Source organism: Endozoicomonas acroporae (assembly GCF_002864045.1).
Classification (GTDB): Bacteria; Pseudomonadota; Gammaproteobacteria; order Pseudomonadales; family Endozoicomonadaceae; genus Endozoicomonas; species Endozoicomonas acroporae.
This window is the reverse complement of the sequence record NZ_PJPV01000094.1, coordinates 1-13,815: the sequence shown is the minus strand read 5'-3', so window position 1 is coordinate 13,815 and position 13,815 is coordinate 1. Positions and strand designations below refer to the sequence as shown.

The 13,815-nt window shown below is 44.5% G+C and carries 11 protein-coding genes and 1 pseudogene; 6 read left to right on the top strand and 6 right to left on the bottom strand.

Features of this window, described 5'->3' with window-relative positions; all coding sequences use genetic code 11:
- The 5 genes from CX664_RS28225 to CX664_RS15890 all read right to left on the bottom strand — a co-directional run.
- Positions 1 to 144 (bottom strand): helix-turn-helix domain-containing protein (locus CX664_RS28225; protein WP_146000055.1); only part of this gene is annotated, 144 nt, incomplete at its 3' end.
- A gap of 80 nt (positions 145 to 224) precedes the next feature.
- Entirely contained in the window at positions 225 to 509 is a 285-nt protein-coding gene (locus tag CX664_RS15905; protein WP_101747697.1) for a type I CRISPR-associated protein Cas7, read from the bottom strand.
- Between the two features lie 4 nt (positions 510 to 513).
- Positions 514 to 2,193: a type I-C CRISPR-associated protein Cas8c/Csd1 gene (locus CX664_RS15900; protein ID WP_101747696.1), complete on the bottom strand. Its 1,680-nt coding sequence runs from the start codon at positions 2,191 to 2,193 to the stop codon at positions 514 to 516.
- Positions 2,184 to 2,852: a type I-C CRISPR-associated protein Cas5c gene (cas5c, locus tag CX664_RS15895; RefSeq protein ID WP_101747695.1), complete on the bottom strand. Its 669-nt coding sequence runs from the start codon at positions 2,850 to 2,852 to the stop codon at positions 2,184 to 2,186. The genes CX664_RS15900 and cas5c overlap by 10 nt, the downstream gene beginning before the upstream one ends.
- 15 nt (positions 2,853 to 2,867) lie before the next feature.
- Positions 2,868 to 3,218: a transposase gene (locus tag CX664_RS15890; protein WP_101747694.1), complete on the bottom strand. Its 351-nt coding sequence runs from the start codon at positions 3,216 to 3,218 to the stop codon at positions 2,868 to 2,870.
- A 116-nt stretch (positions 3,219 to 3,334) separates the two neighbouring features.
- Between CX664_RS15890 and CX664_RS15885 the strand changes: the two genes are divergently transcribed.
- From CX664_RS15885 to CX664_RS15865, 5 genes are all read left to right on the top strand, one after another.
- A complete protein-coding gene (locus tag CX664_RS15885) occupies positions 3,335 to 3,544 on the top strand; it encodes a helix-turn-helix domain-containing protein (RefSeq protein WP_101747693.1) in 210 nt (69 codons plus the stop codon).
- Positions 3,545 to 3,611: 67 nt separating this feature from the next.
- A complete protein-coding gene (gene hsdR / locus CX664_RS15880) occupies positions 3,612 to 6,005 on the top strand; it encodes an EcoAI/FtnUII family type I restriction enzme subunit R (RefSeq protein ID WP_101747692.1) in 2,394 nt (797 codons plus the stop codon).
- A 19-nt stretch (positions 6,006 to 6,024) separates the two neighbouring features.
- The gene (locus CX664_RS15875; RefSeq protein WP_180966518.1) at positions 6,025 to 8,163 is read left to right on the top strand and encodes a class I SAM-dependent DNA methyltransferase; all 2,139 of its coding nucleotides are present in this window, start codon (positions 6,025 to 6,027) and stop codon (positions 8,161 to 8,163) included.
- The gene (locus CX664_RS15870; protein ID WP_101747691.1) at positions 8,163 to 8,963 is read left to right on the top strand and encodes a hypothetical protein; all 801 of its coding nucleotides are present in this window, start codon (positions 8,163 to 8,165) and stop codon (positions 8,961 to 8,963) included. Before CX664_RS15875 ends, CX664_RS15870 begins: the two co-directional genes overlap by 1 nt.
- Positions 8,960 to 12,208 (top strand): DEAD/DEAH box helicase, encoded by a 3,249-nt coding sequence (locus tag CX664_RS15865; RefSeq protein ID WP_101747690.1) that lies wholly within the window; start codon positions 8,960 to 8,962, stop codon positions 12,206 to 12,208. Before CX664_RS15870 ends, CX664_RS15865 begins: the two co-directional genes overlap by 4 nt.
- A gap of 90 nt (positions 12,209 to 12,298) precedes the next feature.
- Here CX664_RS15865 and CX664_RS26480 read toward each other — a convergent pair whose 3' ends face one another.
- Positions 12,299 to 12,439: a hypothetical protein gene (locus CX664_RS26480; RefSeq protein WP_180966517.1), complete on the bottom strand. Its 141-nt coding sequence runs from the start codon at positions 12,437 to 12,439 to the stop codon at positions 12,299 to 12,301.
- Between the two features lie 913 nt (positions 12,440 to 13,352).
- On the opposite strand from CX664_RS26480, the pseudogene CX664_RS28220 reads away from it, so the two are divergent.
- Positions 13,353 to 13,466: pseudogene (locus tag CX664_RS28220) on the top strand (ABC transporter ATP-binding protein); the annotation flags it as partial.
- Positions 13,467 to 13,815 lie beyond the last annotated feature (349 nt).

Genomic DNA, 13,815 nt, shown 5'->3' with positions numbered 1-13,815 from the left:
GCCTAATTCACGACTGACAGTACTTTTATGAACGCCAAGATTGTCAGCCATAGCTTGTAAAGAAAGACCAGTTTTCAGTAGTGCCTGAAGCTGATATCGTTTGCCTTGAGTCAGCTGTTCGTAGTGTTTGGTTTGAGTGCTCATTCCAGACTTCCATTTCAGAGTGTGACAACTTAGAAATCTACCGACAGCTGTCTCACATCTCAAGTTTCAGCCTGTTGCACTTATTGTATTACTCCAGCACTTAGTGCCCAAAGGTGATGATCATTTAGAACTATTTCAGAGTTTGAAAAATAAATTTCATGAGGTGAGCTATTTCCCATCATTATGGATACTCGATCTCGGATTTTCCTTTTCTTACAAATTCCTGTCACATTTGCCTTTCTTACCTCATCGTCATATCGAACTGCACCATCTTGATCAGGATCTCCATTCGGATTCCCTTGTTCTATGTCATAAAAGAAAAAAATATCCCTGGGATGTTGTAGAACCATGCTATTTTGATACATTGTTTTAACTCCCGTTTGCTTTGAAAAGTTCGTTGCGTGCACAGTAATATCCTGCCAACAAGCTCAATTGTTCATCAGGATCTAAAATCTCTGGAAAAACGCCTATTTCAGAAACAGTAATTTGAATATCTTTCTCAAGATTCACTCGTCGTCCATAGTTTTGTTTACCTATAAGGCTCAAGTGATGCCTATTCTTCTTTAAGTAGACTGCTATTTTTCTTGCTGGATTTGTTATTACTGCTGAATCACATCGAATTGTCGTAGATTCACCATTTGCCTCCTCTTGACACTTAACTAATAGCGCAATCAGTTTACCACACAATGATGGCTTTGAAGTTATTGCATCTTTATCTATAAGTGATGACATATAAAACACCAATCTGGCATATAAAGAAGATGAACTAAAACTAGAAAAATTACAATTTCTCAACTTTTTAATTGTTTCATAGTTTATTGGCTTTTTATTAAAAATAGCCCCAAGAATGCCAATCAATACTGATGTATTTAAACCTCCCAAATCATTCCCTGCTATGCAATGTGACAAAAATAAAATGAGAGGCTTGTTTTCTCGGCAAGGATCTACTGTACAGGAAACCCAGTGACGCAAACCATCAACTAAAGCTGTTGTAGATATTCTTTGATAATACTCTATAGCAATCCTTCTTTCCTTCCCTCTAAATACAACAATATTCATATATCTCTTCTGAGTGTTTCGATTAAGCTTTTCTTCGATACAATAAGATGGTTCAGGCACCCAGTGAATTTTTCTTGGGCTTGGCTTCCAATAAAGATTTCCACGTTCATCCTTTGCTTGTCTAGCGTCTTGCCCTCCAAGAAGGATTTTCCTAAATAACAGTTCAATATCCCGACCTTGGGGGCACCAAAATACCAGGGTAAACGGTCCAATATGGATTTTATTATGAGAGTCAGAGCGCAGTAGATGATTCAATGAATTTCCATACCGGTAAGCACATTGTTCACAGGTTGGGGCACTATACCCTTGGGTCAGACCATAAGCTCCAAGGCAGGAATTCCCTGTCCTGATATTGTTGATTGATGTTAGCCTAACACCTATCGGGTCACACCCCCGGATACCTTTTATGGTTGGCAGAATCCGTTCAATATTCCCCCACTTCCCACAGACCATACACTGCCCATACTTCGTTCCAGAAGATAGAGGATTTTCTGAAAGCCATTCGAAAACTGTAGGACGGTTAAAAACCAGAACATTATCCGTATCTAATCGAAAGCTAATTGTTTCTGCTTTTATTAGTTCTTCGTATAAAGGATGTCTATCTATTTCTTGTTCTTGCATACTGGATATGAAAGTAGCCACAGCTTCAGCCCCCATATCACCGGTTTCATCTGCAATTAACTGACATCTTTCCACAAAACATGCGTGAAGGGCTTCAGCTCTTTCTGGATCATCTTCATCAACTCCTAACACATATCCTGAATGATCCCAAAGCTGGCAACTACTAATGCCCCGGGTTCGAACGACTTTTTTGGGAACATAAATCATTCTGCCCTTTTTGTTCTTGGGAGTAGCCCAATCCTCAATATCACAAAACTCACCATCTGAGTTAATAACGATTACCCATCGCAGATAATGAAGCTGCCATCCAAAAGGAGGCATAACATTACGGTTCTGTGAATAGTAGCGAGTCAGCTCTCTCAGCAACATGGTAATACTGCTCCTACTCTCGGAACTTTGATCTTCCCTTTCCTTAATGAAGCATTGAAAAAAACTGGAGTCACTTCTCCATCTTTTTCAATAATTTCCAGAGGTAACATTCCTAAAGGTTCATTGATATCAGCTGGGGCATCGCATGGGGTCGATTCATCAAAGTAGGCAATATAGTCACGTTGCCCCAACCAAGGTGTGAATCGACATTGTCCATTTCTGATTCGTTTCTGATATTCCTGCTTATGGTCCTGCTCACTCAACTGAGGACATTTACGATATTCTGGCAACAATCCCACGTAAGCATGAATAACATAAGAAACATCCTTTAGAATCAGATTATGAAACTGAAGACGCCTCTGGTCTGTTACCATTACATCCCCTTGATAGTCATCCGATAGAATCTTATTCACATCGCATCCGCGGATACATTGATCAATTTCATTCGTGCCAAAACCTATCCATTTAATGGGCTTAAGAACATTGATTTTGGAAATGATCCAGCACAGTTCTTTGTGATAATAAATTGCATTGAGAATTCCTTTTGCTGCAGTGGGAGTGATAACCGGATAAGACCATCGTTCAACAGAGAAAGCAGGGTTGGTGAAACAGGCGTAGTCTCCCCAAACCTTTAAAGTAATATGCCTTGGTCGCCCCATACTTAACCCCTATTATCACGTTGTAAGAAGAATAATGGCTTCTTTGATTACCTTGCGCTCTTGCTGGAGTCGTCTGACTTCACGCTGCAGTCGCTCGATTTCTGTCTGAGACTGGGAGGAAGGTGGGGGTACCTGGTGTTTGCCCCCTAAAGGCAACTGCCCATTTTTATCCAGAGTGGTGCCAGCATACAGCGGGGATGACTTGAGTAGTTGCTTTTTCCGTTTGGCAACCCAATTACTCAGTGTGTTGGGAAGGACATTGAGTGTCTTAGCAATATCCCCAATGCGCACCTCGGAAGCGATTGCCAGATCAGCAGCCTTAATTCGGAAATCCGGAGTGTAGCTGCCACGCTTTTTCTCAGCCATGCGTCTGCATCTCCGTACAAAAACGTATTCATGCAAAATTACACTTTGGTAATCATAGTCCGTCGTGACAGGCTGTAAAGGAATTGATAGTCCTTTCTTTTGGGGAAGGGACTCAAATGCAGGACGATCCGGTAATCAATTTTGGAAAGCGTGTAAGAGATCTGCGCGACAGCCGTGCAATTACGCAGGATGAGCTAGCGCATCTGGCAGGAATGGATCGTAGCTATGTCGGTCAGATTGAGCGTGGCGAGAAGAATATAACCATCAGAAACATACATAAGCTTGCGAATGCCCTGCAAGTTAGCCCAAAAGATTTCTTTGATTGATCCCTTCTGTAAAATAGCCTTACAAGACCATTGACTCATGTGCCTTTAGTACAGAGATTACCCATTTATGTCCATGAATGAAGCAAACACTTGTCGTGTTTATGTTACTCCAGCATTAAAAGAAGCTGGCTGGGATAGCTCCCCGCATATGCTGGATGAGCAATATACCTTCACCGATGGACGGGTCGAACTCAAGGGTAGCTCGGTTATTCGGGGAAAGCGCAAACGAGCAGATTACCTCTTATGCTATACCAGAGATTACCCAATAGCTGTTGTCGAGGCCAAGCCTGAAGGGGAGTCTGTCGGCACAGGGATGCAGCAAGCTAAAGAATATGCAGAAATACTGGGGCTCAAGTTTGCTTATGCTACCAATGGCCATGAGTTACTGGAATTTGATTTCATTACCGGTAACGAAAGGGAGCTATCTACCTATCCAACACCTGGGGAGCTTTTTTCAAGACTAACCAGTGATGAGAAAATAGATGAGGAACAGTCACATCGATTACTCACTCCCTATCACCATGTAAAAGGTTATACCCCTCGTTATTATCAGCAAATCGCTATAAACAGGGCTGTTCTTGCAGTCCTGCAAGGTAAAAGGCGATGCCTGATTACCATGGCAACCGGTACAGGTAAAACCGTTGTTGCATTCCAGATCTGCTGGAAACTATGGAACTCCCGCTGGAACAAGGCCGGAGAATATCGCAAACCCCGCATTCTCTTTCTGGCCGATAGAAATGTCCTTGTTGACGACCCTAAGGATAAAACCTTTGCCCCTTTTGGCGATGCCCGCTTCAAGATTGAAGGAGGGAAAATTACCAAAAGCCGTGAAATGTACTTTGCCATTTATCAGTCCATCGCAAAAGATTCCAAACGCCCAGGGCTGTATAAAGAATTTTCCAGAGACTACTTCGACCTTATCATCATTGACGAGTGTCATCGTGGCAGTGCCCGGGATGACAGTAACTGGAGAGAAATTCTTGAGTACTTCGAGCCTGCCTACCAGGTTGGCATGACAGCAACGCCGCTGAGAGAAGATAACAGAGATACTTATCATTACTTTGGAAACCCGATTTATACCTACAGCCTGGCGCAAGGTATAGATGATGGATTCCTTGCCCCTTATCGAGTTCACCGAATCATTTCTCAAGTAGATGCTGCTGGCTGGCGACCAACAAAGGGTGAGCTAGACCGTTATGGTCGAGAAATTCCGGACGAAGAGTACGGTACAAAAGATTTCGAGCGAAAAATTGCGCTAAAAGCCAGGACAGAAACCATTGCAAAGCATATCACCAAGTTCATGAAACGAACGGATCGCTTTGCGAAAACCATAGTGTTCTGTGTCGATCAGCCGCATGCCGATGAAATGCGCAGGGCGTTGAGTAACCTCAACAGTGACCTGGTTGCTCAATACCCGGATTATGTCGCAAGAGTCACATCTGACGAGAAAAAAATCGGCAAAGGGCATTTAAGCCGGTTTCAGGAGCTTGAAACTACGTCTCCGGTAATTCTGACAACCTCTCAGCTATTAACCACAGGAGTTGATGCTCCAACCTGTAAAAATGTGGTGCTCGTGCGGGTGATAAACTCCATGAGTGAGTTTAAACAGATCATTGGCAGGGGAACCCGGTTGAGGGAGGATTACGATAAACTCTGGTTCAGTATTCTCGACTACACAGGCTCTGCTACCCAGAATTTTGCCGACCCTGACTTTGATGGCTATCCCGACGTTGATGACGAAACCACCATTGATGATGACGGAGAGGAACTGGAAGACGAAGATCAAGAAACCGAGTCTGAAGAAGAAACGTCTGGTGATGATAACAGCTCTACAGAAGGTGATGACAACGATGAAACCGATACGGGTGGCGGGGGCGAAGAGGGAGAACCACGTAAGTATTTCGTCGATGGCGGCTCAGTCAGCATTGTTTCACATCTGGTGTACGAGCTGGACGCTGACGGAAAAAAACTGAATGTTGTGCAATTTACCGATTACACGGCAGATAGTGTACGCACCCTGTTCACGTCATCAGATGATCTGAGAGACCAATGGGCTGACCCCATCAAGCGCGATGAAGTCATCCAACAGTTAAAGTCACGGGGTATTGATTTTGACCAGCTTGGCAAAGAGACCGGAAAGCCAGAATCTGATCCATTTGACCTGTTATGCCATCTGGCATTTAATGCGCCCCTGAGAACCAGACGGGAAAGAGCAGAGTATGTACGCAAGCAAAACCCCGATTTCTTTGACCAGTATGGCCCACAGGCAAGAGAAGTTCTCGAAGCCCTGCTGAACAAGTATACCGACTTCGGGCCAACCCAGTTCAATATTAGGGAAGTTGTCAATGTTCCGCCCCTATCCAGATATGGCAATATTCTTGAAATTGCCAATCGATTTGGTGGTGCCATGCAAATGAAGCAGGCCGTAGACCAGATGCAGAACCTTCTCTATACCCATTAAGATTTAACCGGATTTATCCATGGCCAAAAAAGCGGCTCAACAGCCCATGACCACAGCACAGCAGCTGGGCTCTATTGTCAAAACAGCCCGGCAGATCATGCGCAAGGACAAAGGCCTCAGCGGAGACCTTGACCGCCTGCCTGTGCTGACCTGGGTTATGTTCCTGAAGTTTCTCGATGATTTGGAAAATATGCGAGAGACGCAAGCCGTTTTGGATGGAAAGCCTTTTCAGCCTGCCATTGAGCCACCTTACCGCTGGAGAGACTGGGCGGCCAAAGAAGGCGGTATCACCGGTGATGAACTTATTTCATTTGTTAACAATGACTTTGCCACCAGGCCCGATGGCAGTCGCGGCCCTGGCTTATTCGCCTACCTAAAAGAGCTGGAAGGTGTAAACGGCGTTGCTGATCGTCGCGATGTTATTGCCACGGTTTTTGATGGCCTGCACAACCGGATGATCAATGGTTACCTGCTGCGTGATGTGATTGATAAGGTCAATGGCATCCACTTCAATTCCACTGAGGAAATGCACACCCTGAGCCGTTTATACGAAACCATGCTCAGAGAGATGCGGGATGCAGCTGGTGACTCCGGTGAATTCTATACACCCCGTCCCGTTGTGAAATTTATGGTTGAAGTGACTGATCCGAAGCTTGGAGAAACGGTCCTTGATCCAGCGTGTGGAACAGGCGGGTTTCTTGTCGAGGCTTATAACCATATTGAGAATCAGTGCCGCTCTGTAGAAGACAGGAAAAAGCTGCAAAGCAGCAGTATTTATGGAGGTGAAGCTAAACCACTTCCATTTCTTCTGGTACAGATGAATCTTTTATTGCATGGATTAGAATACCCAAAAATTGACCCTGGGAATAGTCTTCGCTTTCCTCTGAGAGAAATTGGGGATAAGGACCGAGTTGATATTATTTTGACTAACCCACCTTTTGGCGGTGAAGAAGAAAAAGGCATTCTTGGGAACTTTCCTGAAGATATGCAAACTGCTGAAACTGTCACCCTCTTCTTACAGCTCATCATGCGCAAGTTGAAACGACCAAGCTTCAATAGTGAAGTTGGCGGACGAGCGGCTGTCGTTGTTCCAGAAAGTGTTTTGTATGACTCAGGTGCAGGAGTAAATGTACGTAAGCTACTGCTCAATGAATACAACTTACATACGATTGTACGCTTACCCAAAGGGGTATTTGAGCCATATTCAGATATTCAATCAAATTTGCTCTTTTTTGATCGGTCTGGCTCAACAAATGGAGTATGGTTCTATCAACATGAAGTTCCTCTTGAGCGAAGAGGAATGAAAAACCCCTGTTACACTTCGACATACCCACTGCGTGACGAAGACTTGTTAGACCTGCACCATTGGTGGAGTAATAGGCAAGAGAGTGATTACGCTTGGTTTGTCTCGATAGATGAAATTAAAGACAAAGATTATACTCTGGATTTTCGCAATCCTAGGAAAAATGTTCAGAAGAAAAAAAATCCTTCTGATCTTATTGTCCCCATTGCTGAAAAACTTAATATGGTCAAAAGCATGGGGGCGTCGCTTGCTGAGAAAGCAGTCGATATAGATCTGCTTGATCGATCAGACTGGCGAAAAGTCAGAATTGGTGATTTTTTGTCACAGTCAAAACTTACCTTAGAGCTTGTCGATGAAAATACCTACAAACAAGTCACCGTTAAGTTATATGGTAAAGGTGCTGTTCTTCGAAAAGAAATTTTTGGAAAAGATATAAAAACAAAAAAACAGTTTGTCGCATCTGCTGGTCAACTGATCATGAGCAGAATTGATGCGAGAAATGGGGCTTTTGCAATCGTACCCGAAAGCCTTAATGGTGCAGTCGTAACCCAGGATTTCCCATTGTTTGATATTAATTCAGACATGATTATCCCTGGGTACCTTGCATTCATGCTTCGCTCCAATGAGTTTGCAGATGCATGCAAACATGCCAGTAAGGGAACCACGAACCGTAAAAGACTGAAGGAAACACTACTTCTAGAAGAAGAGCTGGTGTTACCCCGTATGGATCAACAAATTGAAATCATGAATTTTGTTGGGGAACTAGAAGCTTTTACAAATGTTATTGGTAAATTATCAGGTGTTGAAGATGGCCTTTTGACATCGATAGCTGACTATTTGTTAGGTCAAAACTGATGACCGACACAGGATTTTACGAAATTTACAACGCCGATCACGGTGCTGTTCTCGCTCGTGGCATTCGGATTGATAAAGAGTCTCTACAAATCGTACTTTCTGGCTCCGTTAAGGATATCATTCAAGATACGGCTGGAAAGGATGATATTCGTGAAATGCTTAGCTCTATAACGACAACAGGCTTTGCAACCGATGGCCTTGAAGTGATGCTCACCAATGAGAGTAATATACCTGATTGGCTGGTAGGGGAAGCGCTTGCCGAGGTATTTGTAGCTGAACATGGTGACTGCGAGTTTCCCTGGCCCACTGGAAGGGATCTGAAAAATCCAGAATCCAGCCCAACTGGCGCTGATCTTACTGGTTTCCAAAAGACCAATAATAAAGATTTTCCATACCGCTTTGCCTTTGGTGAAGTGAAAACATCCAGAGAAAAAAAGTGGCCTCCTCAGGTTGTACACGGTCGTGGTGGGCTACAAGATCAGATTAATGATCTGACCCACAGGATTAAGGTTAAACAAGGCCTGTTCCAATATTTAGCTCACCATTCTGTAAATGCTCCATGGAAGAAGAAGTTCCAGAGTGCGGCATCACGCTACCTGAACAGTAGCTTTACCGATGCTGCACTGTTTGGCCTTTTGATCAGAGACGTAAATCATGACGTCAGAGACTTAAAGCAAAGAGCGATCAACTCAGCAAAGGATAAGCCTGACCAGACCCATATTTCATTTTATGCACTCTACCTCCCCTCTGGTTGCATCCCTTCACTGCCACAGATGATGGGAGAGGGGGTTGCTGCATGAGCCTGCTCCAGGAACATCTAGATAAAGTTGACCAACACTGGGCCGTGCTGGCTATTGGCGATGAAGATATCAAAAAAGGTTTTGAACAGGCCGGGCAATATTTTGTTGAGACAAGCCTACAGAATATTTTAACGCCAGTCAGTCCTGTACACATCAAACATGATTTGTTTGAACGCCTGGCTATGGCCTACGAGCTGGCCGCTAGTGAAGGGCTTAACGCTAATATATACCCTTCCCACAAACAAAAAGAGAATCAACTTTGCGGACAGGCTGGAGCATACAGAGCTTTTACGTTCAGGCGTTTGATGCCAGTGCCAGCGGAGACAGACGAAGAAAGAGTGTTCCATATTCTGCATCTGGCTGGCCTTGCCTATGGTGGTGACCGCTGGACGGACATGAAACGCTGGCTGGTTGAAAATGAGCCTGTCACCAGAGTTGCGAATATTGAAGGTAAGCCATGGGATCAACGTTTACTTCATACTATTTATGACGCCTGGCTGAAGCTGTTACGTAAAAACAGCTGGAACGATCTGAACGCCATAAGTCAGATCATTTTGGCACTGAGAGAAAATCAGAAAATCTTTGAACAGGAATACCTTGACTCCACTTCAGCAACCGAAGTGAAGGTATTAAGACTGGTTGCCCTTTACCATTGGGCAAAAGCCACTGAGTTGTTAGCAACCTTTATGCTTCAGGGGCAACCTGCATCCATAAACTCTGAATTGGATCAGCATTTTGAGTCCGCGGAAGCTGCCATACAAAAAACGCAGGATCACCAGTTCGAGATGATTCTGCGCTGGCTACACCTTGCCAGCAAGCAAATGGTTGCCGGTTCTGTTTGGCGGGTAGCTCATAACATCAACTCTCGTGTTACCAGATTTGTTGATCAGGCAACCAAACATCGCGCCATGTTTGAACTCTTACCGCCACAACGTGCAGCGATTCAAGAACAGGGGCTTTTAAACCCTGCCAGCCGCGCTGTGGTTGTGGATATGCCAACGTCCGGCGGTAAAACAGCGCTCGCTGTATTTCGCATGCTGCAAGCACTGAATCAATTCTCAGATGCCGGTGGATGGATAGCCTATGTAGCTCCGACCAGAGCACTTGTGTCACAAATCACCCGTCGTTTGAGGGAAGATTTCTCGCCTTTAGGTATTAAGGTTGAACCACTCACAGGAGCGGTGGAAGTAGACTCTTTTGAAGAAGAGATGCTTGAAGCTGAGCGGTCGTTTGATGTGCTTGTAGCAACACCTGAAAAATTACAGTTGGTGCTCAGAAACAAAAAAGTAAGTCGTCCTCTTGCCCTTGTGGTAATGGATGAAGCTCATAATATTGAGGATAAATCTCGTGGTTTGAGAATTGAGCTGCTCCTGGCAACCATCAAACAGGAACATCAAACCGCTAATTTTTTGTTGTTGATGCCATTCGTTCCCAACTCAGCAGATCTTGCTCACTGGCTGGGTGACAGTAGAGGGACAGCTATTAGCCTTAGCACCGCTGCCTGGCAGCCAAATGAGCGTATCATTGGTATATTCAATGCCAAAGAGTTTAAAGGTAAAGGCTCTAAAAGCGGAGACTGGAAGTTAGAGTACGAAACGCTTACCACTACTCACAACTCAATACACCTGAAGGGTGTCCATCAAGTTGGTGATGTCAGACCTATTAAACGCGTAACTGCATCGCAGGTGAAAAATGGTAAGGGCCTGAGTACTCAGGCAGGGGCTATGGCAAAAGCCTTTTCCAGCAGAGGAACCAGTATCGCGGTAGGTCAGAAAATCCCTGATGTTTGGAGTCTGGCCCGGAAACTCTGCGAGGAGATGCCTGAGCTGGAAGACATTCATGAAGATATAAAGCTCGTCCAGCGTTTTTTAAAAACAGAAGTCAGCACTGATTTTGAGCTTATTGGGATGCTGTCCAAAGGCGTCGCCGTTCACCATGCCGGTTTACCTGCCGAAGTTCTTGCTCTTATCGAATGGCTGACAGAAAAAGAACGCATAAAAGTTCTCTGTGCAACGACCACTATTGCCCAGGGATTAAACTTCCCTATTTCGTCCATCTTTCTGGCAACGCATAAGTACATTTACGGCAATGAGATGTCCCCTAGAGCCTTCTGGAACATTGCCGGAAGAGCCGGTCGAGTAGATCATGGCAGCGTTGGGGTTGTGGGTATTGCTGCAGGCGAGGAACCGAATGCGGTTCGGAAGTTTATAAGCGAAGCAACCGGTGACTTGGTATCTCGGCTTGTTGGGATTCTGGATGATATGGAAAAGACGGGGGCAGAACTCAGCCTGGATAACTTTAGATTCCAGGAACAATGGGCTGATTTTAGAAGCTACGTTGCGCACTTGTGGAATGAGAAGAGAGAGCTTGATGTGGTTATCAATCAAGCTGAACAACTATTGCGCGGTACTTATGGCTATTCCAGCTTACGAAGTAAGGGAGATGAGCCTTCCCGTAAAAAAGCAGACGCTGTTCTTCAAGTAACAAAGGAATATGTACATGAACTTGCAGAGAAGCCTGAATTTGCCACTTTGGCAGACGCTACAGGCTTTTCTCCAGAAGGTGTTAAAACAGCCTTTAGAGAACTCAGCAAGTTAGAAAATAAACTGGAAGCCAAAGATTGGCAGGCAGACAGTTTATTTGGACAAGGAAAAAACAAGGCACTGTCTGACTTGGTGGGGGTGATGATGAAGTTACCCCAGCTGAAGGAGTCTTTGGAAGAAATTAGCGGTAAAGGGCGTGATTCTACAAATCTTGCAGATATTACCCAAGCCTGGGTTAGTGGTAAGTCTCTTGAAGACATTGCAACTGAGTATTTTCAGGGTAAGACTTCAACGGATCAAATCTCAAATGCTTGTAAAGCGGTATACAGAGACTTGGCTAACAGTGGTGCCTGGGGGTTATCAGCCTTGAGCAAAATTCCTACATCAGGGCTGAACTATGAAAATATGACTGATGAAGATAAGAGACAGATTAATAATCTCCCAGCCATGATTTACCATGGGGTAAGGTCTGAAGAAGCGGTTCTCATGCGCATGAACTCTGTCCCAAGAAGTGTGGCTGAAAATCTGGGGGGTCGGTTTAAACAAGTGGGTGAAGGTAAGAGCCTTTCTCCTGCTCGTGCGGGTGAGTTTTTACGCACTTTGAAAGACAGTGACTGGGATCAGGTTAAACCCAAAAACTCTACTCTCAGTGGTGCTGATTATCAGGCTATATGGCGAAGGTTATCTGGTAATATGGCTTAATTTGAACAAGTGTAATTACCAAGGGAAACTGACGGGTTAATCAGGTATCCATTTTTACTTGACCACTACACAGCTGTTCTTTGATCAAATTCAGGAAGAAGCCGTAGCCAGTGAGCCTTTGCAGCAGGCAGCTGCCGTTAACAGCGTGGAGACTTCCGGCAGGCATTCGAGAAAGCCTTTGAGAATCTGGTGATTGATCGGATGGAAGGCAATAAAGAGATCTTTAACCACTTAGGAAGTGTCCCGAAATAAGTTTTGCATTTGCTTAAGGCTTGTTTTAGTTTACCTCCCGCAAAAGCACAAACGGCCTGTCTTTTTCGGGCAGCGGGTGGCGGGAAGCGCTTACTAAGATGTCGAAGTTATTAAAGGACAGTTCCTTAATGACGGATAAGGATTTCCGTGATGTTGCCACTAACCACCTGCTACACAGGGTTTATGACGATATCCGGGAAAAGTCTTCTGAATAATAATATCTCCTTTGGGTAGCAACCACAGCGTTGCTCCCCCCCTTTCCAAATGCTTCACAATGAGTGGAGCACGCTTTCCATGCAGGGATAATCATCAAGGATAGTGAATGCAAATAATCATTTTATCTGGCGTGGGCTATGCGCCTAACAGTGGGATTAACAAAGCTTACCTTCGTGTTGATGGTTGGGATGACTACTGTTTCAAGACCACATTTCACCTGTCTCTTCATGATGAGAAAGGAAATTATCATGATATAGGCAACATAAAAATTGGCTTCAAAGGCCAAGAGATTGGCCTGCACACCCGCACATACTTAGATGATGAGTTCTCAGAACTTCCCGATGATTATTTTTCTCTGGGTCAGGATTCTGACTACTACCAGAAACTGTCTGAGCTGCCCAGACCATTCAGAGAAAGCCTACTATACAGGCTTAATGACGCTGTTCTTTCAGCAAAACGGCTTGAAGATAATCTCAACGAAAGTGTAATGGGGACTTCATTACTTAGGCATGTCAGCTTATCTGCCATAAGAGGTCAGTTTTCCCGTGCACTTGCTGGTCAGCCACCACTAAGCAATTTTGAATTTACATTTTCCAGACCTGCTACGGAAAAAATATCCGAAATCGAGTTGGATTTTAATGTTGTTGTTGGTTCGACACCAAGTACAAACATACACGCCATCATTGGGCGAAACGGTGTAGGAAAAACCACCCTGCTTAACGGGATGATCACTGCGATTACCAGTAAAGGTCAGTCTGATGAGGCCTCATTTTATGACCTTGAAGGAATCAAAGGTTTTGGTCGCAGGCCTATAAGTCACGATTATTTTAGTAGCCTGGTGTCTGTGTCCTTCAGTGCATTTGACCCCTTCGATCCCCCTAAAGAGCAGGCAGACCCTTCTTTGGGCACATGTTACTACTACATTGGTCTGAAGAAACCGGACAATAATCTGAAAGGGTTAAGCGATATTCATGATGACTTCATAAATGCCTTGAATATTTGCTTTAACCAGCAACCAAAGCGTGAACGGTGGTTAAAGGCAATAGACACGCTGGAGTCTGATGAAAACTTTGCCAGCATGAATTTGAAAGCGCTTGCTCTGCGGTGTTTGTCAACATAGTTGTCGCCTCAACTTAAGC